This window comes from Alcaligenes sp. 1735tsa3 (assembly GCF_024134565.1).
GTDB classification, from domain to species: domain Bacteria; phylum Pseudomonadota; class Gammaproteobacteria; order Burkholderiales; family Burkholderiaceae_B; genus Alcaligenes; species Alcaligenes phenolicus.
Map to the genome: position 1 here is coordinate 986555 of NZ_CP099862.1, position 21344 is coordinate 1007898.

19 protein-coding genes and 1 tRNA gene are annotated in these 21344 nt (G+C 55.9%); 14 read left to right on the forward strand and 6 right to left on the reverse strand.

Annotated features, from left to right (window positions below; all coding sequences use genetic code 11):
* Window positions 1-21 precede the first annotated feature (21 nt).
* The 4 genes from ftsH to NIZ92_RS04510 all read left to right on the forward strand — a co-directional run bounded on the left by ftsH (window position 22) and on the right by NIZ92_RS04510 (window position 4995).
* On the forward strand, window positions 22-1935 hold the full coding sequence (ftsH, locus tag NIZ92_RS04495) for an ATP-dependent zinc metalloprotease FtsH (RefSeq protein WP_009463092.1): 1914 nt from the start codon (window positions 22-24) through the stop codon (window positions 1933-1935).
* Between the two features lie 26 nt (window positions 1936-1961).
* The gene (gene folP / locus NIZ92_RS04500) at window positions 1962-2804 is read left to right on the forward strand and encodes a dihydropteroate synthase (RefSeq protein WP_031232995.1); all 843 of its coding nucleotides are present in this window, start codon (window positions 1962-1964) and stop codon (window positions 2802-2804) included.
* Window positions 2801-4144, forward strand: a complete 1344-nt coding sequence (glmM, locus tag NIZ92_RS04505; RefSeq protein ID WP_254002759.1) for a phosphoglucosamine mutase — start codon at window positions 2801-2803, stop codon at window positions 4142-4144. The genes folP and glmM overlap by 4 nt, the downstream gene beginning before the upstream one ends.
* 68 nt (window positions 4145-4212) lie before the next feature.
* On the forward strand, window positions 4213-4995 hold the full coding sequence (locus NIZ92_RS04510; protein ID WP_009463097.1) for a GNAT family N-acetyltransferase: 783 nt from the start codon (window positions 4213-4215) through the stop codon (window positions 4993-4995).
* Between the two features lie 160 nt (window positions 4996-5155).
* Here NIZ92_RS04510 and NIZ92_RS04515 read toward each other — a convergent pair whose 3' ends face one another.
* On the reverse strand, window positions 5156-6646 hold the full coding sequence (locus NIZ92_RS04515) for a Ppx/GppA phosphatase family protein (protein ID WP_026485250.1): 1491 nt from the start codon (window positions 6644-6646) through the stop codon (window positions 5156-5158).
* Window positions 6647-6885: 239 nt separating this feature from the next.
* Here NIZ92_RS04515 and ppk1 point away from each other — a divergent pair, with 239 nt between their 5' ends.
* The 5 genes from ppk1 to pstB all read left to right on the forward strand — a co-directional run bounded on the left by ppk1 (window position 6886) and on the right by pstB (window position 12946).
* On the forward strand, window positions 6886-8958 hold the full coding sequence (ppk1, locus tag NIZ92_RS04520; RefSeq protein ID WP_254002760.1) for a polyphosphate kinase 1: 2073 nt from the start codon (window positions 6886-6888) through the stop codon (window positions 8956-8958).
* A gap of 96 nt (window positions 8959-9054) precedes the next feature.
* Entirely contained in the window at window positions 9055-10098 is a 1044-nt protein-coding gene (gene pstS, locus NIZ92_RS04525; RefSeq protein WP_035270965.1) for a phosphate ABC transporter substrate-binding protein PstS, read from the forward strand.
* Window positions 10099-10318: 220 nt separating this feature from the next.
* The gene (gene pstC, locus NIZ92_RS04530; RefSeq protein ID WP_026485253.1) at window positions 10319-11257 is read left to right on the forward strand and encodes a phosphate ABC transporter permease subunit PstC; all 939 of its coding nucleotides are present in this window, start codon (window positions 10319-10321) and stop codon (window positions 11255-11257) included.
* Window positions 11258-11269: 12 nt separating this feature from the next.
* Window positions 11270-12133 (forward strand): phosphate ABC transporter permease PstA, encoded by an 864-nt coding sequence (pstA, locus tag NIZ92_RS04535; RefSeq protein ID WP_022983498.1) that lies wholly within the window; start codon window positions 11270-11272, stop codon window positions 12131-12133.
* A gap of 33 nt (window positions 12134-12166) precedes the next feature.
* Entirely contained in the window at window positions 12167-12946 is a 780-nt protein-coding gene (gene pstB / locus NIZ92_RS04540; protein ID WP_009463840.1) for a phosphate ABC transporter ATP-binding protein PstB, read from the forward strand.
* A 230-nt stretch (window positions 12947-13176) separates the two neighbouring features.
* Here the strand turns inward: pstB and NIZ92_RS04545 are convergent, their stop codons facing one another.
* Together NIZ92_RS04545 and NIZ92_RS04550 are read right to left on the reverse strand one after the other, a co-directional pair.
* Window positions 13177-14802, reverse strand: a complete 1626-nt coding sequence (locus NIZ92_RS04545) for an acyl-CoA synthetase (protein WP_035270964.1) — start codon at window positions 14800-14802, stop codon at window positions 13177-13179.
* Window positions 14803-15010: 208 nt separating this feature from the next.
* A complete protein-coding gene (locus NIZ92_RS04550) occupies window positions 15011-15427 on the reverse strand; it encodes a hypothetical protein (RefSeq protein ID WP_035270962.1) in 417 nt (138 codons plus the stop codon).
* Window positions 15428-15650: 223 nt separating this feature from the next.
* On the opposite strand from NIZ92_RS04550, the gene NIZ92_RS04555 reads away from it, so the two are divergent.
* Genes NIZ92_RS04555 through NIZ92_RS04565 form a run of 3 tightly spaced genes read left to right on the forward strand, consistent with a single transcriptional unit; the run spans window position 15651 to window position 18224 of the window.
* Window positions 15651-16199, forward strand: a complete 549-nt coding sequence (locus tag NIZ92_RS04555) for a PepSY domain-containing protein (protein ID WP_254002761.1) — start codon at window positions 15651-15653, stop codon at window positions 16197-16199.
* 1 nt (window position 16200) lies between these two features.
* On the forward strand, window positions 16201-16866 hold the full coding sequence (locus NIZ92_RS04560; RefSeq protein WP_009457946.1) for a response regulator transcription factor: 666 nt from the start codon (window positions 16201-16203) through the stop codon (window positions 16864-16866).
* On the forward strand, window positions 16863-18224 hold the full coding sequence (locus NIZ92_RS04565; RefSeq protein WP_254002762.1) for a sensor histidine kinase: 1362 nt from the start codon (window positions 16863-16865) through the stop codon (window positions 18222-18224). Before NIZ92_RS04560 ends, NIZ92_RS04565 begins: the two co-directional genes overlap by 4 nt.
* Before the next feature lie 195 nt (window positions 18225-18419).
* Here the strand turns inward: NIZ92_RS04565 and NIZ92_RS04570 are convergent, their stop codons facing one another.
* The gene (locus NIZ92_RS04570) at window positions 18420-18821 is read right to left on the reverse strand and encodes a DoxX family protein (RefSeq protein WP_009457944.1); all 402 of its coding nucleotides are present in this window, start codon (window positions 18819-18821) and stop codon (window positions 18420-18422) included.
* Between the two features lie 82 nt (window positions 18822-18903).
* Here NIZ92_RS04570 and NIZ92_RS04575 point away from each other — a divergent pair, with 82 nt between their 5' ends.
* Window positions 18904-19629, forward strand: coding sequence for a transporter substrate-binding domain-containing protein (locus NIZ92_RS04575; RefSeq protein ID WP_060185658.1), 726 nt, complete (start codon window positions 18904-18906; stop codon window positions 19627-19629).
* Here the strand turns inward: NIZ92_RS04575 and NIZ92_RS04580 are convergent.
* On the reverse strand, window positions 19613-20518 hold the full coding sequence (locus NIZ92_RS04580; protein ID WP_035270956.1) for a LysR family transcriptional regulator: 906 nt from the start codon (window positions 20516-20518) through the stop codon (window positions 19613-19615). The two genes, NIZ92_RS04575 and NIZ92_RS04580, sit on opposite strands and share 17 nt — an antisense overlap.
* Before the next feature lie 97 nt (window positions 20519-20615).
* Between NIZ92_RS04580 and NIZ92_RS04585 the strand changes: the two genes are divergently transcribed.
* Window positions 20616-21053, forward strand: coding sequence for a PACE efflux transporter (locus NIZ92_RS04585; protein ID WP_009457937.1), 438 nt, complete (start codon window positions 20616-20618; stop codon window positions 21051-21053).
* 70 nt (window positions 21054-21123) lie between these two features.
* Here NIZ92_RS04585 and NIZ92_RS04590 read toward each other — a convergent pair.
* A tRNA-Pro gene (locus NIZ92_RS04590) sits at window positions 21124-21200 on the reverse strand.
* Window positions 21201-21344: the final 144 nt, after the last annotated feature.

Consider the following 21344-nt stretch of genomic DNA (forward strand, 5'->3'; position numbering starts at 1 on the left):
CGCAATCGCAGGAGATTGGCTTTGAACAATTCGTTTTCCAAAGTCGCGATCTGGATGGTTATTGCGCTGGTGCTGTTTACTGTTTTCAAGCAGTTTGACGGCCGGCCACCAGCCACTGATGGCGTCACTTACACACAATTCATGAATGATGCCCGCTCTGGCCGCATCAGCAAGGTGGATATTCAGGGCGATACCCTGCATGTCACGCCGGATTCTGGCCGCAGCTACTCGCTGACGTCCCCCGGTGACCTGTGGATGGTGCCTGAACTGGTGAAATCCGGTGTGCAGGTATCGGGTAAAGCCCGTGAAGAGCCTTCCTTCCTGACCAGCCTGTTCATCTCCTGGTTCCCCATGCTGCTCCTGATTGGCGTGTGGGTGTTCTTCATGCGTCAGATGCAAGGTGGCGGCAAGGGCGGGGCATTCAGCTTCGGTAAATCCCGTGCACGTTTGCTGGACGAGAACTCCAACCCTGTTACCTTTGCGGACGTGGCCGGTTGCGACGAAGCCAAGGAAGACGTACAGGAACTGGTGGACTTTCTGCGCGACCCAAGCCGCTTCCAGCGTCTGGGTGGCCGCATTCCACGCGGTATCTTGATGGTGGGCTCGCCGGGTACAGGTAAGACCCTGTTGGCTCGTGCCATTGCAGGCGAAGCCAAAGTGCCTTTCTTCAGCATTTCCGGTTCCGACTTCGTCGAAATGTTTGTGGGTGTGGGTGCTTCCCGCGTTCGCGATATGTTCGAGACCGCCAAGAAGCAATCGCCTTGCATCATTTTTATCGACGAAATTGACGCCGTGGGCCGCCAGCGTGGCGCAGGCCTGGGCGGTGGTAACGACGAACGTGAACAGACACTGAACCAGTTGCTGGTCGAGATGGACGGTTTTGAAACCGGCCAAGGCGTACTGGTCATTGCTGCAACCAACCGTCCTGACGTACTGGACCCCGCTTTGCTGCGTCCTGGCCGTTTTGACCGTCAAGTGGTTGTTGGCCTGCCTGACATCCGTGGTCGTGAGCAGATTCTGAAAGTGCACATGCGCAAAGTGCCTTTGGCTCCCAACGTGGACGCCGTGGTGCTGGCTCGTGGTACTCCCGGTTTCTCCGGTGCTGATCTGGCTAACCTGGTCAACGAAGCCGCTTTGTTCGCTGCGCGCCGTAATGGTCGCACCGTGGATATGCAGGACTTCGAGCGCGCCAAGGACAAGATCATCATGGGTGCAGAACGTCGCACCATGATCATGCCTGAGGAAGAGCGTCGCAACACCGCTTACCACGAAGCCGGTCACGCTTTGGTAGCTTGCATGCTGCCCAAGACGGACCCGGTTCACAAAGTCACCATCATTCCTCGTGGTCGTGCGTTGGGTGTCACCATGCAATTGCCCGAAGGCGATCGCTACAGCATGGACAAAGAGCGCCTGTTGAACATGATCGCCGTGCTGTTCGGTGGCCGTATCGCTGAAGAAGTGTTCATGAATCAAATGACCACGGGCGCATCGAACGACTTTGAACGTGCCACGCAAATTGCGCGTGACATCGTGACTCGCTACGGCATGACAGACTCCCTGGGGCCTGTTGTGTACGCCGAGAACGAAGGTGAAGTGTTCCTGGGTCGCAGCGTCACCAAAACCACGCATGTGTCCGAAGCCACCATGCAGAAAGTGGACTTCGAAATCCGCAAGATTATCGACGAACAGTACGCGGTTGCCCGCAAGCTGATCGAAGACAATATGGACAAGATGCATGCCATGGCCAAGGCCTTGCTGGAGTGGGAAACCATTGATGCCGACCAGATCGACGACATCATGAAAGGTTTGCCACCACGGGCGCCACACGTGCCCAACAGCAATGACAACACACCCTCCGATGGCTCCACGCCACCAGCCGCTGGTCCTCGCCCAGCCGATGACAAGGGTGCCGCGGCGACAACGCCGGTTGCTTAACTTACAACATAGGCCATGCCTATTTCATGAATTACCCTGAGTGGTCTTGTGGGCGCTTCCAGTTTGGGCTGGAGCGCCCTTTGGTTATGGGGATTGTGAATGTCACCCCAGACTCCTTTTATGACGGCAACGCACACAATGATTTGCCTCGGGCGCTGGACCACGCCCGTCAATTAATCGCCGAAGGCGCAGACATTCTGGATATTGGTGGCGAGTCGACTCGTCCCGGTGCTGAACCCGTTTCCCTGGAACAAGAGCTTGAGCGTGTCATTCCCCTGATCGAGGGCTTGCGCGACAGCGGTGTGGCCTTGTCGGTGGATACGTTCAAGCCTGAGGTCATGCGCGCCAGCCTGGCGGCCGGTGCAGACATGATCAATGACATCTATGCCTTGCGCATGCCCGGTGCCATCGAGGCCGTCAAGGACTCCAATTGCGGTCTGTGCATCATGCACATGCAAGGTGAGCCCCGGACCATGCAAGAGCAGGTTCACTACGATGATGTGGTCGTTGATGTACGTCATTTTTTGCAACAACGATGTGACGCCATAGTGAGCGCAGGCATTCAATCCGAGCGTATCATGCTGGATCCCGGCTTTGGCTTCGGTAAAACAGCGGCACATAATTATCAGTTGCTACGGGATTTGCAGCAGGCGGCAGTGCCTGGTTACCCCTGGTTGATCGGCTTGTCGCGCAAATCCATGATTGGCCATGTCACGGGGAAACCCGCCAGTGAGCGTTTGATTGGCAGTCTATCGGCAGCCCTTGCCTGCGTGGCACGGGGCGCAAAAATTGTCCGTGTCCATGATGTAGCCGCCACGCGCGAAGCGCTGGATGTGTGGAACGCGGTTGAATGTGGAGTCTCTGAATGAGCGATCGTAAGTATTTCGGCACCGATGGTGTCCGCGGTGAAGTAGGTGGCCCAACGATTAACCCGGAGTTCGCTTTGCGCCTGGGTTACGCTGCTGGGCAGGTTCTGGCTGCCCAGTATGAAGGTACAGGCCGCCCCACCGTGGTGATTGGCAAGGACACCCGAATTTCCGGCTACATGCTGGAATCGGCGCTGGAAGCCGGTTTGTCGGCCGCCGGGATCGATGTATTGCTGGCTGGCCCTGTGCCTACGCCCGCTGTGGCCTATTTGACGCGTACGCTGCGCCTGACGGCCGGTATCGTGATCTCTGCCTCGCACAACCCGTATTACGACAACGGTATCAAGTTCTTTTCCGCACAGGGCACCAAGCTGCCTGACGAGATCGAGCTGAAAATCGAGCGAGCCATTGACCAGCCCATGCACTGGGTGAGGTCCGAGTCCCTGGGCCGCGCCCGTCGTCTGGCTGACTCGGCTGGCCGTTATATTGAATTTTGCAAGAGTGCCTTCCCGAACGACTTGAACCTGAACGGGCTCAAGATTGTTGTGGATGCCGCTCATGGCGCGGCTTACAACATCGCTCCGCACGTGTTCCGCGAATTGGGTGCCGAAGTGGTTGCCGTGGGTGTTCAACCTGATGGGTTCAACATCAATCAGGAAGTGGGCGCGACTTATCCCGAGAAGCTGGCCGAAGAAGTACGCAAGCACGGCGCAGATTTGGGGATTGCGTTGGATGGTGACGCAGACCGTCTGCAAATGGTCGATTCCCAGGGACGCATCTACAATGGCGACGAACTATTGTATCTAATTGTTGCTGATCATCTGCAGACCCAGCCTGTAAAAGGTGTGGTCGGCACGCTGATGACCAACCTGGGTTTCGAGAAGAAAATGCAGGAATTGGGCGTGGAGTTTGCCCGAGCCAAAGTGGGCGACCGTTACGTGCTGGAATTGATGCAGCAAAACGGCTGGGTGTTCGGTGGCGAAAGCTCCGGTCACCTGCTGTGCCTGGACTGGCACACCACAGGCGATGGTATTATTGCCGCCTTGCAAGTGCTGACCGCCCTGTGCCATAGCGGCAAGAGCCTGCCAGAACTGATGGAAGGCCTGAAGATGTACCCGCAAATTATGGTTAACGTGCCATTGCAAGCGGGCCAGGACTGGAAAAACCATGCGGGTTTGCAACAGGCAACCCGTGAAGTGGAGCAAATGTTGGGTGACCGTGGGCGAGTGCTTATTCGTGCATCAGGTACAGAACCCAAGCTGCGCTTGATGGTGGAAGCAGAACAAGCCGATCTGGCTCAAGCAGGCATCGATACCTTGCTTGCAGTGGATTTAATGAAATAGTAATGTGGCTATCAAATACCTGAAACATTGTTTGTGCATGATGCACGAAAGTGTTTGGAGTCATCACGATGCTAAATCTTGAGCGCGAACGTACTGAAGTGGATTGGGCGAATACTTGGGCAGGTCATACCGTTGGAGGCTTGGCCTTGCGCCTGGCTCGTACCCAGGCTGAGCTTGAATGCCTTCAGCGCTTGCGTTTTCAGGTTTTCACCCAGGAAATGAACGCCGTCTTTCCAGACCAGCACAATGGTCTGGATATAGACCGCTTCGACCCCTGGTGCGAGCATTTCATGGTTACCGAACCCGAGGAAAACCGGGTTGTAGGAACCTACCGCTTGCTGACCCCTGAAAATGCCAATAAAGCGGGCGGCTATTACTCAGAGTCCGAATTCGATATCAGCGCCCTGGATGCGCTGCGCCCCAGCCTGGTTGAGGTTGGGCGCTCCTGCATCCATCCCGACTACCGTAATGGCTCGGCCATCATGATGCTGTGGGGTGGCATTGCTGCCCTGACGCGTGTAGGCGGTTACCGTTACCTTCTGGGTTGTGCCAGTGTCAGTTTGCGTGACGATGGCGTCACCGCTGCCGAAGTCTGGCGTGTGGCCCAGAAGTCCATGCAGGACAACAAGCACATTCCGCATGTGCAGCCCTTGAATCGCTATCCGGTTGAACGACTGAACAGCGATTTGCCAGCGCGCATTCCACCGCTGATCAAAGGCTACCTGAAGCTGGGTGCCACGATTTGTGGTGAGCCTGCCTGGGATCCGGACTTCAATACGGCAGACTTTCCTGTCCTGCTGGATCTGGAAGCCATGGACGAGCGCTATAAACGTCACTTTGGCCTGGTCTGATTGCGTATTGCTCAGGCCTGACCAAGTCGGGCCTGAATAGGGCCTGCGAATAAAAAGAACCCCCGAAAGTTGGATTGCAATCCAACTTTCGGGGGTTTTTTAGGTTCTGATGATCTGCTTGGCTTGGCCCACCTGGCCGCTACACGTCCAGCAGGCCTTGTCAGACCAGCTCCAGGCTCAAATCATTGATATCGCTTTGCCAAGCCTGTACTTCAGCCAGCAAGGAGGCCTGGGATAGGGGATGGCTGGCCATCCATTCGTGATCCAGATGAATCATGACGGTTTTGCCACGCGCTTGCAGGCTCAGCGGCAAGGTTTCCCTGTCCTCGCGACGGCGCATCAGCATGACGGCCAGACGCAGGCTCAGCAATGTCAGCCACCAGGCGTTATTGGACTCAAAGCGCTTGAGCTTGCCCAGCTTGCCCTGGTGACCCAGGCTCAGGAAGCTCAACAAGGCTTGGTCGTCGTTGGAAAAACCGGGCATATCGGCATGTTCCAGCACGTAGGCCGTGTGCTTGTGGTAATCCGCATGTGCAATGCTCAGGCCCACTTCATGAAGATCGGCGGCCCAGCCCAATTGACGCTGCAGTTCCTGCACTTCAGGGGTGTCGGGCAGCTTCAGTTGTGCGAAGAACTTCATCGCCGCATCGTGCACACGATGGGCCTGGCGTGTGTCGACCTGATAGCGCTTCATCATTTGCTGAACGGTCTGGTCACGCTGATCGTGTTCCGATTCGCGCCCCAGCATGTCGTAGAGCACACCCACACGCAGTGCGCCTTCACCAGGCAGCATCTGGCGAATCTTCAGCTCCTGGAAGGCGGCCATCATAATGGCCAGACCTGCCGCCAGCACGGGCGCGCGGTGAGGCTTGATACCGCTCAGATTGCGTGTGTCCACCTTGCCATCGTGTACCAGGCGTTTGCGCAGCAATTCCATGCCTTCCAGGGTAATCCCCTTTTTGGACATGCCGTTCTCTTGCAGGATGGCGATCAGACCCTTGGCGGTTCCGGAGGAGCCATACGCTTCCTGCCAGCCCGTTTTGCGGTATTGGCGCGTAATTCCTTCCAGTTCGCGACGAGCCGTCAGGATCGCATTGCTCATGCGCTCTTCGGTGATCACGCCATCGGAGAAAAACTTGTCGGTATAGCTGACACAGCCCATGTAGAGCGAAGACAGCAGCAGAGGTTTGAGGCCCTTGCCAATAATGACTTCGGTCGAACCGCCGCCGATGTCGATCATCAGACGGCGATTGGGGGAGGGGGGCAGCTCGTTGCTGATCCCCGAGAAAATCAGGCGGGCTTCCTCGTGGCCGGAGATGACCTCGATAGGAAAGCCAAAGGCCGCCTCGGCAGCCGGCAGAACCTCGCTTAAATTGCGTGCCACCCGGAAGGTATTGGTGGCCACAGCGCGAACGCGATTGGGGTGAAAACCGGCCAGACGTTCGTTGAAGCGTTTCAGAATGACTACGGCGCGTTCAATGGCATCGGGACTGATGTATTTGTCGGGACCCATGCCAGCGGCGAGTCGGACGGATTCATTCAGGCGGTCAATGGTGTAGATCTGGGCATGACCGTTGTGCTGAACCACTCGTCCAATGGATAAACGAAAGCTGTTGGAGCCCAGGTCCACAGCGGCAAGAAGTTGTTCCATGAGGCATCGCTCGGGATGATTACTGTGCGATTATAAGGACATTAATCATGGGTTTTGTTACATAAACCGGAAAATTAAGAAAAGTTAGACGAAAGCATCTTGGGAAAGGCGATGTGATATTTGCGCTCCTGCCAGGCAGAGCTGTTTTAGACTTGAATTGCTACGGGTCATAGAGCTGTAACATTCATGTAGTAAAAGTCTCACGATCCCATTTTCTTTGGCTTTTTAACGACCTCACCATGCTGCCTTCTCCAGATTCAACCTTGCTAAACCGTGAGTTGTCCTTGCTCAAGTTCAATGAGCGAGTGCTGGCCATGGCCGAAAATTCGACCACGCCTTTGCTGGAGCGCTTGCGCTACATCTGTATCGTGAGCTCTAACCTGGATGAATTCTTTGAAATTCGTATTTCCAGTCTGAAAGAACAGATTTTGCAAAATCCTCATCAAGTGGGGGATGACGGGTTTTTGCCTCAACAAGCGTTTGACAAGGTGCAGGCTGCGGCTCACCAATTGGTCGAGAAGCAAAACGACTTGCTGATGGACGAGGTCTTGCCGACCTTGATGGATGAAGGCATAGGGTTGCTGCTGACCGCGCTATGGACACCTGCTCAGCGTGAATGGGCGTATCAAACCTTTTTGCGTGACGTTATGCCTTTGCTCACGCCTATTGGTCTGGACCCGGCACATCCCTTTCCGCGCGTCTACAACAAAAGCCTGAACTACATTGTTGAGCTGAGCGGTGAAGATGCCTTCGCCCGTACTGGCACGATTGCCATTGTGCAGGCACCCCGTGCCTTGCCACGCGTGATTCGTGTGCCAGACGATATCGCCGGCATTCCCCAGGGCTATATGCTGCTGACCTCCCTGATCAGCGTATTTGTGGGCGAGCTTTTTCCCGGCATGGACGTAAAGGGCTGCTATCAGTGGCGCGTTACCCGTAACAGCGATCTGTTTGTGGACGAGGAAGAAGTCACCAACTTGCGCGCCGCCTTGCAGGGCGAGCTGTCGCAACGTAACTTTGGTGCGGCCGTGCGTCTGGAAATTGACCGTTCCATGCCCGAGCGCCTGGAGCGCTTTTTGCAAAGCGAGTTTTCGCTGGATGTGCCAGATACTTATCGCGTCAGCGGCCCGGTCAATCTGACGCGCCTGATGCAGCTGTGTAATGTGCCAGACCGTCCGGATCTTCTGTTCCCGGATTACCGTGCGCCTATTCCGGCGCCGTTTGATTCTTCATTTGAATCCCCCGCACAGTTTTTTGAGGCGATTTCCCGCAAAGACCAACTGCTGCACCATCCGTATCAGTCCTTCCAGCCCGTCTTGAGCTTCTTGCGTGCCGCAGCGGCGGACCCGGCCGTCGTCGGTATCAAGCAGACGATTTACCGTACTGGTGAAGATTCGGAGTTGATGAATATCCTCCTATCGGCGGCGCGTGCTGGCAAAGAGGTAACGGTGGTGGTGGAGCTGATGGCTCGTTTTGATGAGCAGACCAATATCAATTGGGCCGCCAAGCTGGAAGAGGTGGGAGCACACGTCAGTTACGGGGTGGTGGGGCACAAGACCCACGCCAAGATGGCCCTGGTGCTGCGTCGTGAAGGGGGTTCGATCCGGCGTTATGGCCATTTGGGTACGGGTAACTATCACCCGCGCACTGCTCGCCTGTACACGGACTTTGGCCTGATTACCGCTAATCAGGAAATTTGCGAGGACATGGACAAGGTGTTTTCCATGCTGACCGGGCTGGGTGCCTGGCGGCCCCTGAAGCGCTTGCTGCAGTCGCCGTTCACCTTGCATGACAGCATGATGGATCGCATCCAGGCGGAAACCGAGCGCGCCCTGGCAGGCAAGAAAGCCCGCATCATGGCCAAGATGAACTCCCTGCTGGAGCCCAAGATCATTCAGGCGCTTTATGATGCCAGCCAGGCCGGAGTCAGGGTAGACCTGATCGTGCGTGGTGCTTGCGCCTTGCGTCCGGGGGTCAAGGGTTTGTCGGAGAGCATCCAGGTGCGTTCAATCATCGGACGCTTTCTGGAGCACTCGCGTGTTTTCTATTTCTACAATGGCGGTCAGGAAGAGGTCTTTATTTCCTCGGCCGACTGGATGGACCGCAACTTCTTCCGCCGCGTGGAGCTGGGTGTGCCAGTGCTGGACCGCAGCCTGAAAAAGCGGGTCATTGCCGAAGCCTTCACCTATGCCTTGCGTGACAACCAGTTGTCCTGGAAGGCCAATCCGGATGGCACTTATAACCGCATCCGCAGTCGCGGTGCCCCGTTCAATCTGCATCTGAGCATGATGCAGCGCTTGGGCGGTGTGTGAAATACAGACTGTCATGAACGTGTCATATAGTCTGTTTACTATGACGACACATACAGGGTGGGCCTGTGATCTGACTATCATCAAGAGGATTTCTCGATGTTAAAACGTGTATTCAACAAGGTAAGTATTGCTCTGGCGTTCAGCGCTTTTGCGGCTACTGCCACAGCTGCAGACGTAACCGGTGCTGGTGCGTCGTTCCCTTACCCAATCTATGCCAAATGGGCGGCTGAATACGCCAAACAAACGAATAACCGCGTCAACTACCAGTCGATTGGTTCGGGTGGTGGTCAGCAGCAGATTATTGCCAAGACCGTGGATTTCGGTGCTTCGGACGACCCAATGAAGGTCGAAACACTGGAAAAAGAAAACCTGTTGCAGTTCCCCGCCGTGATCGGTGGTGTGGTGCCTGTGATCAACGTCGAAGGCATTGAGCCTGGCAAGCTGAAACTGTCCGGTAAAGTACTGGGCGATATCTACCTGGCCAAGATCACCAAGTGGGACGATGCAGCCATCAAGGAACTGAACCCCGATTTGACCTTGCCTAACAAGGACATCGTGGTGGTTCACCGCTCCGACGGTTCGGGCACCACTTTCGGTTGGACCAACTATCTGTCCAAAGTGTCCCCGGACTGGAAGTCCCAGGTTGGTGAAGGCAAGGCTGTGAAGTGGCCTACCGGTCAAGGTGGCAAGGGTAACGAAGGCGTGGCTGCTTACGTACGTCAGCTGCAGAACTCGATCGGCTACGTTGAATACGCTTACGCCAAGCAAAACAAACTGTCCTGGACCCAGTTGCAGAACAAGGACGGCCAATTCGTCCAGCCTGGTCAGGAAAGCTTTGCTGCCGCCGCTGCCAACGCAGACTGGGCCGGTACGCCTGGCATGGGTGTGATTCTGACCGAAGAGCCTGGCGCACAATCCTGGCCTATCACTTCGGCTACCTTCATCCTGATGCACAAGGTGCAGGACAAGCCCGAGAACGGTAAAGAAGTGCTGAACTTCTTTAACTGGGCCTTCGAGAATGGTGCCAAATCTGCTGAAGAGCTGGATTACGTTGCGTTGCCTAAGGACGTAACCGACCAGATCAAGGCGGCTTGGGCCTCGGAGATCAAGTCCAAAGACGGCGCTGCGGTCTGGAAGTAAGATTCGTGTTCAAATACAGGTCAGTTGTAAATTGATCCTGCGAGACGGCCCACCTCTAGGTGGTGCCGTCTTTATTATGTAAAAATTACGGTTTTGTCTTGAACGCACAGCGCGTAGCGTTATCCGGTTTGTTGGGCTGGAGCAGCCTTGGCTGTTACAGAATCTGTGAATCGGTTGCAGTGCGTTCGTCCTATTCCGGCCTGACCCTTCATCTGTCTACATGAAATCAAATCAGAACGCCTTTATGGACGGCATTTTCAAGAACATGACACGCTCGTTTGCGTTTCTCGTGTTCATATTGCTGGCTGCCATCTCTATTTCCCTGATCTATGGAAGCCGGGAATCCATTGCCGAATACGGTTTCTCTTTTCTCTGGACGAATAACTGGGATCCGGTCAATAACGAATATGGCGCGTTGGTGCCCATTGCCGGTACCTTGCTGACTTCTTTCATCGCACTCTGTATTGCCGTGCCGGTCTCGTTTGGCATTGCGATGTTCCTGACAGAGCTCTCGCCAGCCTGGTTGCGTCGCCCTCTGGGTACGGCCATTGAAATGCTGGCTGCGATTCCCTCCATTATTTACGGTATGTGGGGCCTGTTTGTTTTTGTGCCCCTGTTCCAGCGCTATGTACAGCCTGGCCTGATCTCCTTTTTTGACGGGGTGCCAGTGCTGGGTCAGATCTTTGCGGGCCCTCCCTTCGGGATTGGTGTGTTCACCGCCGGTCTGATTCTGTCCATTATGGTGATCCCCTTCATTACCGCCGTGATGCGCGACGTGTTCGAGCTGGTGCCTCCCATGCTCAAGGAGTCCGCTTATGGTCTGGGCAGCACGACCTGGGAAGTGATGTGGCGTGTGGTGCTGCCTTTCACCAAGAACGGGGTGATTGGCGGGATCATGTTGGGTCTGGGACGTGCGCTGGGTGAAACCATGGCTGTCACCTTTGTGATTGGTAACTCCTTTAACTTGCCAAGCTCGCTGTTTTCGCCCTCGAACTCGATTGCGTCTGCACTGGCCAACGAGTTTAACGAAGCCGGTGGCATGCAGAAATCCGCCTTGCTGGAGCTGGGTCTGATCCTGTTCCTGATCACCACGGTTGTATTGGCGATCTCCAAGTTGCTCTTGTTGCGTCTGGCCAAGAACGAAGGCACGTCGCGCTAAGGATCACCTACCATGTTTGATAAAAAATCCGCAATTAGTCTGAGCAACCCGATTTACAAACGCAGGCAGGTGTTTAACCGCCTGATGCTGGGTGTGTCTTTTACTGCCTTGATCTTCGGCCTGTTCTGGCTGTTCTGGATCATCTGGACCCTGATCGAAAAGGGCAGCAGTGCCATGGCCTGGTCCCTGTTGTTTGAAAGCACCCCGCCTCCTGGTGGTGAGGGTGGTTTGCTGAACGCCATTGTTGGCAGTGTCATGATGGCTGGCGTCGGTACTCTGATCGGCACACCTATCGGCATTCTGGCCGGCACCTATCTGGCCGAATACGGTCAGCGTGGCTGGCTGGCTCCGGCCACCCGCTTTTTGAACGACGTGCTGTTGTCGGCACCGTCCATCATTATTGGTCTGTTCATCTATGCCGTATACGTGGCACAGGTGGGGCACTACTCGGGTTGGGCCGGTTCCTTGGCTTTGGCTATTTTGGTGATCCCCGTGGTGGTACGTTCCACAGACAATATGTTGATGCTGGTTCCCAACGGTCTGCGCGAAGCCGCGGCGGCTCTGGGCTGCCCCAAGTGGAAGATTGTGATGTCCATCTCCTACCGTGCTGCCTTGCCCGGTATCGTGACGGGCGTTCTGCTGGCTGTGGCTCGTATTGCGGGTGAAACGGCTCCCTTGTTGTTCACCGCCTTGAACAACCAGTTCATGTCCCTGAACATGAACGCGCCGCTGGCCAACTTGCCAGTGGTGATTTTCCAATATGCTGCCAGCCCCTTTGAGGACTGGAACCGTCTGGCCTGGGCAGGTGCGGTGCTGATTACCTTGCTGGTCTTGGGTATCAATATCCTGGCTCGCAGCCTTTTCCGCCAAAAATAACGTTTTCACGGAGCGCCCTAGTCGGCCAACGCTATGAGTCAAATTATTACCTCCGACGAATCGACCAAGATTGAAATCCGCAACCTGAATTTCTTCTATGGCAAATTCCATGCCCTGCGCAATGTGAACATGTCTATCAAGGAAAAGAAGGTCACGGCCTTTATCGGACCATCCGGTTGCGGTAAATCCACCTTGCTGCGCACGCTGAACCGCATGTACGAGCTGTACCCCGGCCAGCGCGCTGAAGGTGAAATCCTGCTGGACAATGAGAACCTGCTGACGTCCAAGCAGGATATTTCCCTGATCCGCGCCAAAGTGGGCATGGTGTTCCAGAAACCGACACCGTTCCCCATGAGCATTTATGACAACGTGGCCTTTGGCGTGCGTTTGTTCGAGCGCCTGAGCAAAGGCGAAATGGACGAGCGTGTGGAATGGGCCTTGTCCAAAGCTGCGCTGTGGAACGAAGTGAAAGACAAGCTGCACCAAAGCGGTAACGGCCTGTCCGGTGGTCAGCAACAGCGTCTGTGCATTGCCCGTGGTGTGGCGATCAAACCCGAAGTTCTGCTGCTGGACGAGCCTTGCTCGGCACTGGACCCGATTTCCACGGCCAAGATTGAAGAGCTGATTGCTGAACTGAAAGCGGATTACACCGTGGTGATCGTGACCCACAACATGCAGCAAGCGGCTCGTTGCTCGGATTACACCGCCTATATGTATCTGGGCGAGCTGATGGAATTTGGTGAAACTGACCAGATCTTCGTGAAGCCCGCTCGCAAGGAAACCGAAGACTACATCACGGGTCGTTTTGGTTAATCAGACGGATACGGGCAGAGCGGCCTTGCGGCGCTTTGCCTGGAGTTTGAATAAAACCATGCCTCCACATCGGGACAGTCGTTCCTGTGTGGTAAACACCCCAATCGCTGGATTTATGTCCAATGATTGGGGTGTTTTTTTATCCATTGGGGCGGCGATGCTGTTTTGGCTCCAGTAAAGGGAGTAGCGACGGCCTTGTGTTGTGCGGGTGCCGCCTGCAGCTTGTGCCTTTACTGGCTCAATTTGCGTAAAGCATGACGTATGACTTTGCCGGTGGTTGTCATAGGCAGGGCATCGACAAACTCAATCAGCCGTGGGTACTCATGTGCAGCCACCCGGCGTTTGATGTGCTCCTGAATCTCCTTGACCAGTTCCTGGGACGGTTCGATATCCTCCTTCAGCACCACAAAAGCTTTCACGACTTCGGTGCGTTCGGGGTCGGGGACACCGATCACTGCCGCCATGGCGACAGCGGGATGCCCCATCAGGCCATCCTCAATCGGGCCGGGCCCAATGCGGTAGCCGGAGCTGGTGATGACATCATCATCGCGGCCTACGAACTGGATATAGCCATCCTCGTCCTGCATGCCTTTGTCGCCGGTCAGCAGCCAGTCACCCACAAATTTCTCGCGAGTGGCTTCAGGCCGTTGCCAGTAACCCAGGAACATAACCGGATCGGGGGACTGCACGGCAATATGGCCTTCGATGCCGGGTTTCTGAATTTGCCCCTGGTCATCCACAATCGCGACCTTGTGACCAGGCACGGCCTTGCCGATCTTGCCCGCCTGTCCTGGAAACCAGGCCGAGCAAGAGGATACGATCATATTGCACTCGGTTTGTCCGTAGAACTCGTTGATGGTGATGCCCAGTTCCTGCTTCGCCCAATCCAGCAACTGTACGCCTAGTGACTCCCCGCCACTGGCAATGGATTGCAGCTTCAAAGGCCATTGCTCGCGTGACCATTGGCTGCGACGCAGCATTTTCAGGGCAGTAGGGGGCAGGAAGGTATGCGTGACACCGTGCTCGGACATCAGCTTCCAGGTGGCCTCGGCATCGAATTTGGGGAAGCGGTAGGCCAGTACGGGTATGCCGTGATGCCAGGCCGGTAGCAGCACATCCAGCAAGCCACCAATCCAGGCCCAATCGGCAGGTGTCCACATCAGGCCTTCGCCTGTGGGCAGGAAGTTGTGCGACATCTCTACGCCCGGCAGATGCCCCAGCAGCACACGGTGGGCATGTAGAGCACCTTTGGCCGAACCTGTGGTGCCGGAGGTATAGATCAGCACGGCAGGGTCGTCTGCGCGGGTGTTCAATGTGCGCGGTGCCGGTTCGGGGTGGGCGGCAATGGCTTGCCATAAGGAAAGTGCATCGCCTTGATCCTGCTGGCTGTCACTTTGGTAAAGATGTTTGAGCTGTGGCAGGTGCTCGCGCAAGGGCAACACCGTCTCCAGGCCTTGTTGATCGGTAATCAAGGTGCTGGCACCGGAATCATTCAGCCTGTAGCGCAGCGCGTCCGTGCCAAACAGGGTGAACAAGGGCATGGCAATGGCGCCAATCTTGTAGGTCGCCAAATGCGCCAGCGCCGTTTCCAGTCCTTGAGCCAGAAAGATGGCGATACGGTCGCCTGCCTGAATACCCTGGGCTTGCCAGGCAGCCGCTAAAGAATCGGACCAGGCTTTGAGCTGATCGAAGGTGTAGCGCTTGATCTGACCATCGGGCAATTGCTGGATCAGGGCCAGACGCCCGGACCCGTCAGCCCATTTGTCGCAGGTGTCGTGAGCGATGTTGTAGTGCTCGGGGATGGACCAGTGAAATTCCGAGTAGCTTTGTGAGTAAACCGAATCAGCAGACAGCATGAGAGACACTTTTCCCAAAGGTGAAACAGACTCTCATCCTAACGTCTTGAGCGGGATGACCCTATCCGGGCTAATCAGTAGAAAAGAAAAACGGCGCTGGGGGGCGCCGTTTTTCGTCCTGCTACCGACTTCTACTGCTAAAACAACTGCGTGTTGTCACTGCTACTGCTTGCGAACATCAACTGCTTAGGGGAAAGTGATGTGATGATCAGGACTTGGTGGCCTCTTTCGTGGCGCTGTCACGTTGTTGATCGTGACCGGAGCGGTGGCCGCGACGATGCTGACCGTCGTTCTTGCGCTCTACAACCGTAAACTCGCCATTGGCACCCTCGGAACGGACACGTACAACCTTGCCGTCCTTATCGACCACCATGGCCATGATGTTGTCGCCTCGCTGATGCAGGCTGCCCACTTTGGTGTAGCCGGCATCTTTCAGGCGCTGGTAGGCGGGACCGATATCGGTGACTTGATCAGCGGTCAGCGGTTTGTGGTCGCGGGCCTGACGGGCTTGTTTCTGCGTGCTCTGTGTTTGGGCTGCGCTTGTGGCTTCCTGTGCAATGGCAGCGGTGCCACCCAACAGACTTGCGCTCAATACCAGGGCAGAAAAGAGGGAAGTGCGTTTCATATATAGCTCCTTCATGTAATCAAAAAGTGGTGCTGTCAGATTCCTGGGTAGCTTCCTTTTGAGGTGGGAAGGTTTGTTTGTCCTGTCAGCCTGGTGCCCATTATGGACAGGTGGCTCTGAATCTAAACTGAAGCCGCTGTTCATGTTATGTTCATCCGCAGCTTGCTATATAAGGGGGAGTGATCGTTTGATCCCTCTTTTTTTTCTGCACGTACCGATTCTTATGACGTCCATTAAACAATCCGCCTTGCTGATGAGTTTGGCCGCCGTTTTGACGGCGGTGATGCCATTGGCACTGGCCCATTCTCACGACTACCCTGACTGCGGCAGCAAAAAGCAGAAGGGTGATTCGTCGTGGGACAGGGAGCAGCGTTCGGATTGGTCTGGACATGATTACCTCGGGGACGATGACTGTTTTCGTCGTTTGCCCCCTCCGCCGCCTCCACCCCCGCCTCCCCCTCCTAACGAGCGTTTCGGCCCCAGCCCGTACTGGCCTCCGGGCCCGGCCTATCGGGGCCACGATCAGGCCCGCGAAGCCGTGCGCCGTGGGGAAGCCTTGCCGCTGCGGGAAGTCTTGAAGCGGGTGCGCGAGACCTATCCCGGACGAGTGCTGCGTGTGCAGTTTGAATATGACGAGCGCTTTGAGCTTTGGGTGTATGACTTGCGCATGCTGGTTGATGACAACCGCCTGTTACGTCTGAAAGTGGACGCCTTGACCGCCAAAGTGCTGCTTGTGCGCGGCGTGAAACGCTCGCATTCCCGAGGACATTAAGATGCGGATACTGGTTGTTGAAGACGAACCTACCCTGGCAGCGCAATTGCAGCAGGCGCTGGAACGGGCCGGTTATGCCGTTCAGGTGGCTCATGATGGTGAGCAAGGCCATTACCAGGGCGAGGTGGAAGCCTTTGATGCTGTAGTGCTGGACCTGGGTTTGCCGGGCATGGACGGGGTATCGGTCTTGCGTCGCTGGCGTGCTTCGGACATCAATATGCCGGTGCTGATTCTGACGGCCCGCAATGATTGGCACGACAAGGTCGAAGGCATGGATGCCGGTGCCGACGATTACGTGGCCAAGCCCTTTCACATGGAAGAATTGCTGGCTCGTATGCGCGCCTTGCTGCGCCGTGCGGCCGGTCAGGCGAACCCACGTTTGCAGCTGGGCAAATTGGAGCTGGACGCGCGCTCGTCCTCCATCAGTTGTGCGGGCATGGTCTTGTCGCTGACCAGTCATGAATACCGTTTGCTGGCGTTCATGATGCATCACCCTGGCCAAGTGCTGTCGCGTACTCAATTGACCGAGCATATTTATTCTCAGGACTTCGAGCGCGACTCCAATACCATCGAGGTTTTTATCGGCCGTCTGCGCAAGAAATTGCCCGCCGGTTATATCGAAACGGTGCGAGGTATGGGCTACCGTCTGGTGGACCCTGAAGCATGATCGCCTTGCGGGGGCATACCATTCTGGGCTCTCTGCGTGGCCGCCTGCTGCTGGGGACTTTGGCCTGGATTCTGATCAGTATTGTTCTGGCCGGTTTGGGCCTGAACCGCTTGTTTCAAGACCACGTTTACCGTCAGTTCGAGCAGCGTTTGCAAACCCACCTGGACCAGATCATGGCGGACGTGAATCTGGACAATGCGGATGGGGTGACTTTGCAATCGCGCCTGAGCGATCCTTTATTTGAGCAGCCCTATTCGGGCATGTACTGGCAGATTGCCCGCCAGGAAGCGGGCAGTGAGCAGTGGACGGTGGTTTTGCGCTCGACCTCCTTGTGGGACGAGGCGCTGGATGTGAATGCTCCCGATACACCCAATGGCGTCTTGTCGTTGACGGGGCCGGAAAAGCAACGCCTGGTTGTGTTGCGTCAGGAGCTGGACGAGGTGAATGACAAGGGACAAAGCTTGCAGATCATGGTGGCCGGCAACCGGGAGCTGCTGGCCGAACCATTAGCCCGTTTTGAGCGGATTCTGTTCCTGTCGCTAGGTGGTTTGGCCGTGGGTTTGATCCTGGCGGCAATCTTGCAAGTGGTGCTGGCCTTGTACCCTCTGCATCTTTTGCGACGTCGTTTGCTGGATGTGCAGGAGGGGCGGGAGCCACAAGTCAGTGGCAATTTCCCCAGTGAAATTCAACCCTTGGTGGATGATTTCAATGCTGTACTCAGTGCTAATGCGGGTATGGTGGATCGCGCACGGGCGCAGGCGGGAAATCTTGCCCATGCGGTCAAAACCCCGCTAACAATTATGGGCAACGCCGCGCAAGCCGAAGATCCGCATTTGGCGGCTTTGGTTAGCGAGCAGGTGGCCTTGGCCCAGCGTCAGGTTGACCACCACTTGTCTCGTGCACGAGCCATGGCGGTACGCGCCATAGGTGTGCGTACGGATGTGTCTAGTTGTCTGCAGTCCTTGTGTCGGGTGATGGGGCGTTTGCATAGCGACAAGCAGATTCATCTGGATTTACCCGATCAGGAGTTGATCTTTAAAGGCGAAGAGCAGGACTTGCAGGAGATGGCTGGAAACCTGTTGGATAACGCCTGCAAATGGGCGACGCAGAATGTGTGGTGTCAGGTGTGGCAGCAGGACAATGTGCTGCATCTGGTGGTGGAAGATGATGGTCCTGGCCTGGAGCCGGAACAGTTGGAGCGTGTGTTTGGTCGTGGCCAGCGTGCGGATGAGCGACATCCAGGCTTTGGATTGGGACTGGATATTGTGCGTGAGCTGGCGCGCAGTTATCAGGGGAAGGTGCAAGCCAGTGCGTCGGAGAAAGGGGGGTTGCGGCTGGATTTGACCTTGGCGAGTTAAGGCCGGAAGCCAGGTGCCAACGCCAACTAACTTTAACTTCCGTGCAAGTGCAGTAGCGTCGAGCGTAGAGGTACCTGAGACCAGCGGACTGAGTGGCTAGGGCGAACAAGGGGGGGCAGGTGGGGGTTATGCTTGATCATCCATGAAAAACGCCCGGCGAAGCGGGCGTTTTCCAGCACATGAATCGGGCCAGCCTTAGTTCCAGGGGCCGCCATCGCCACCCAGGCTGTAGCGTCCGGCGCCAATCAAGCCGACTGTGAGCGCACCAATCAGGAACATGCCTTGCAACTCCAAGGCCCAAATACCTTGGGCATTGAAACTGCCGATCTGGTTGCTATGGGCCAGCAACAAGGCAATGACCATGTTCATGGCTACAATCAAACCGCCGGCACGGGCGTAAAAACCCAGAATCATCAGGACGGGAGCAATCACTTCGCCTATGTACACGCCCCAGGCCAGAAAGCCGGGCATATTGTTGGCGATCAGCATTCTTTCGATTCCTCCGATGCCATAACGTATCTTGGCGATGCCGTGCAGCAGGATCAACACACCGACCGTGACACGCAGCAAGAGTTTTCCAAGATCATCACGAGACATACAGGCGCTCCATTATGTAGTGGGACAGGAAGGTGCGTTATTGTAGAAGACCGGGTTCTTAAAAGTATGACGGAGCATTTACATGACACAAAAGCAGGCTGTCGCAGCAGAACTGGCCCCCAGCGGGGTTTTGCGTGTTGCCATGAATTATGGCAATCCCGTCCTGGCCCAACGCGGTGCCAATGAGCAGTCGCCCAAAGGGGTCTCGGCGGACCTGGCGCGCAGTGTGGCGCAAGAGCTGGGCCTGAGCGTGCAATTTCATGGCTACGATGCGGCCCAGGCTGTCGTAGAGGCGGTCTACAGGGACGAGTGGGATCTGGCGTTTTTGGCGATTGATCCCAAGCGTGCGGAAAAGATTCGCTTCAGTGAAGCCTATGTGCATATCGAAGGCACCTATCTGGTGCGTGACGAGTCCGCCTTTCAGAACGTGGATCAGCTGGATCAGCAAGGCGTGTGCATTGCCGTTGGCAAAGGGGCGGCCTACGATTTGTTCCTGAGCCGTCATTTAAAACATGCCGATCTGGTACGGGCAACGACCTCTGCCGATGCGATTGATCTGTTTGTGGAAGAAGAGCTGGATGCCGCTGCGGGCGTACGACAGCCTTTGGAGCGCTATGCCCGCTCCCGCAGCGGCTTGCGTGTGCTGCCCGACAGTTTCACTGTGATTCGTCAGGCCATGGCGGTGCCGTCAGAGCGTACGCTGGCCCATGCCTGGGTTGAGGCCTTTATTGCCCGGCAGAAAAAGGAAGGGATGGTGGCGCAGTTCCTGGCTGATAGCGGTCAGGCGAATGTCACCGTACCGGAATAGGCGCAAGACGCGTATTCAATTCGTCTTGCAGGGCCTGTCTGAACAGGGCCTGCGCCTTGCCCACATCCTGTCCCTTGGATTGCAGAAGATAAATGGGCAAGTCCAGACCATTGCTGCCGGTAGAGAACTGGATACGGTGCAAACGGCCAGACTCCAGTGAGGGCCGCAGGCAAGACAAGGGCAGATTTGCCCAACCCAATCCCCGTTCCACTAGTTCCAGTGTCATGGGCAGACTGTCCGTTTTCCATTGACGCAGGCTGAGCATGGAACGGTCCTTGCGTATATCCTTGTCGGGGCTGGTAATCACAATCTGCCGGTAGGCTTTCAAATCTTCCAGGGGCCTGGGGCTGTCCTGTAGCAAGGGATGGCCGGGTGCAGCGACAGCGCTAATGGTTTCGGTCCACAGCGATTGCACAATCCCCACGCTTTCCAGTTCCCGTCCGCCATAGGCAATGCACAGATCCAGCTCGCGCTTTTGCAGTGCTTCGACCAGCGCGTCTTGGGGCGCGGTTCGCAGTTCTATGTCCAGACCGGGATAGCGTTGCTCCAGAGCCTGCAAGGCAATCAACGCCGGTTCGGGATCGACATCGCACACGATACCCAGCCGTAAATGGCTTTCCAATCCCCCCGATAATTCCTGCAAATGCAGTCGCAAACTCTGCAAGCGGCTGGCGATCAGCTTGGCGTCGGGCAGCATGGCCAGTAGTTCGGCCGTGGGTACAGGTTCACGTCGGCTGCGGTCAAAAAGCGACAGATCCAGCTCGGCCTCCAGATTGGCCACGGCCATGCTGACGGCCGATTGTGTGCGGCGCAACGCCCGCGCGGCGGCGGAGAAGGAGCCGTGTTCAACCACGGCAAGCAAGAGCTCAAGATGATCACTGGTAAGCATGGCTAAACCATAAGTAAAACTGATGGAATCTGACTTTTTCTAGAAGCTGTACTGCGGATAATCATGCTTTCTGAGCTTTTGATCAAGGATATTTATCGTGCAGGGATGGAAAAGAAGAGTCGTCTACATAGGGATGTTCGAGTTGCTGGGCATGATGGTAGCGGCAACCGTATTGGGGCACTTGAGTGGGGCAGGGGCCATGGAAAGCGGGATGCTGTCTTTCATGATCAGCACCTGCGCAGTATCGGTGAACCTGTTCTACAACATGCTGTTTGAAGCCTGGGAGCGCCGTCGTCAGATTCAGGCGCGTACGTTCTGGCACCGGGTGCTGCACGTGGCCGGTTTTCAGATTGTGCTGGTGTCTTTGCTGATCCCGCTGATTGCGTGGTGGCTAAATGTCAGCTTGTGGAAAGCTTTTTTGATGGAAGCGGTGTTGCTGGCTTTCTTTCCTATCTTCGCCTTTATCTACAACTGGGCATTTGATTCTATTTTTGGTTTGCCCGACTCGGTGGGTGTGAGCGCCAGCCAAAGTTAAATGACGCAGTGAGCCGAACCGGCAAAACTAAAAGGCCTTGCAGATTGCTCTGCAAGGCCTTTGAATTTTTTGGTCGGGGCGGCGGGATTCGAACTCGCGACCCTCTGGTCCCAAACCAGATGCGCTACCAGGCTGCGCTACGCCCCGACTAAGAAAAAAATTATATCCCGTCGTGGTGAACTTGGCAAGCATAGGCCCACATCAAAAAGGGGCTTGCACGCATTTATCGGGAGTCAGCTAATTTTCAGCCCTGTAAAGATGTGTTTCTTATGTTGGGCTTAAACATTTTAG

Excerpts from the sequence above, each read along its gene's own strand:
- folP (WP_031232995.1), top strand. The coding sequence starts at position 1,962 with ATGAATTACCCTGAGTGGTCTTGTGGGCGCTTCCAGTTTGGGCTGGAG.
- glmM (WP_254002759.1), top strand. The coding sequence starts at position 2,801 with ATGAGCGATCGTAAGTATTTCGGCACCGATGGTGTCCGCGGTGAAGTA.
- NIZ92_RS04510 (WP_009463097.1), top strand. The coding sequence starts at position 4,213 with ATGCTAAATCTTGAGCGCGAACGTACTGAAGTGGATTGGGCGAATACT.
- NIZ92_RS04515 (WP_026485250.1), bottom strand. The coding sequence starts at position 6,646 with ATGGAACAACTTCTTGCCGCTGTGGACCTGGGCTCCAACAGCTTTCGT.
- ppk1 (WP_254002760.1), top strand. The coding sequence starts at position 6,886 with ATGCTGCCTTCTCCAGATTCAACCTTGCTAAACCGTGAGTTGTCCTTG.
- pstS (WP_035270965.1), top strand. The coding sequence starts at position 9,055 with ATGTTAAAACGTGTATTCAACAAGGTAAGTATTGCTCTGGCGTTCAGC.
- pstC (WP_026485253.1), top strand. The coding sequence starts at position 10,319 with ATGAAATCAAATCAGAACGCCTTTATGGACGGCATTTTCAAGAACATG.
- pstA (WP_022983498.1), top strand. The coding sequence starts at position 11,270 with ATGTTTGATAAAAAATCCGCAATTAGTCTGAGCAACCCGATTTACAAA.
- pstB (WP_009463840.1), top strand. The coding sequence starts at position 12,167 with ATGAGTCAAATTATTACCTCCGACGAATCGACCAAGATTGAAATCCGC.
- NIZ92_RS04545 (WP_035270964.1), bottom strand. The coding sequence starts at position 14,802 with ATGCTGTCTGCTGATTCGGTTTACTCACAAAGCTACTCGGAATTTCAC.
- NIZ92_RS04550 (WP_035270962.1), bottom strand. The coding sequence starts at position 15,427 with ATGAAACGCACTTCCCTCTTTTCTGCCCTGGTATTGAGCGCAAGTCTG.
- NIZ92_RS04555 (WP_254002761.1), top strand. The coding sequence starts at position 15,651 with ATGACGTCCATTAAACAATCCGCCTTGCTGATGAGTTTGGCCGCCGTT.
- NIZ92_RS04560 (WP_009457946.1), top strand. The coding sequence starts at position 16,201 with ATGCGGATACTGGTTGTTGAAGACGAACCTACCCTGGCAGCGCAATTG.
- NIZ92_RS04565 (WP_254002762.1), top strand. The coding sequence starts at position 16,863 with ATGATCGCCTTGCGGGGGCATACCATTCTGGGCTCTCTGCGTGGCCGC.
- NIZ92_RS04570 (WP_009457944.1), bottom strand. The coding sequence starts at position 18,821 with ATGTCTCGTGATGATCTTGGAAAACTCTTGCTGCGTGTCACGGTCGGT.
- NIZ92_RS04575 (WP_060185658.1), top strand. The coding sequence starts at position 18,904 with ATGACACAAAAGCAGGCTGTCGCAGCAGAACTGGCCCCCAGCGGGGTT.
- NIZ92_RS04580 (WP_035270956.1), bottom strand. The coding sequence starts at position 20,518 with ATGCTTACCAGTGATCATCTTGAGCTCTTGCTTGCCGTGGTTGAACAC.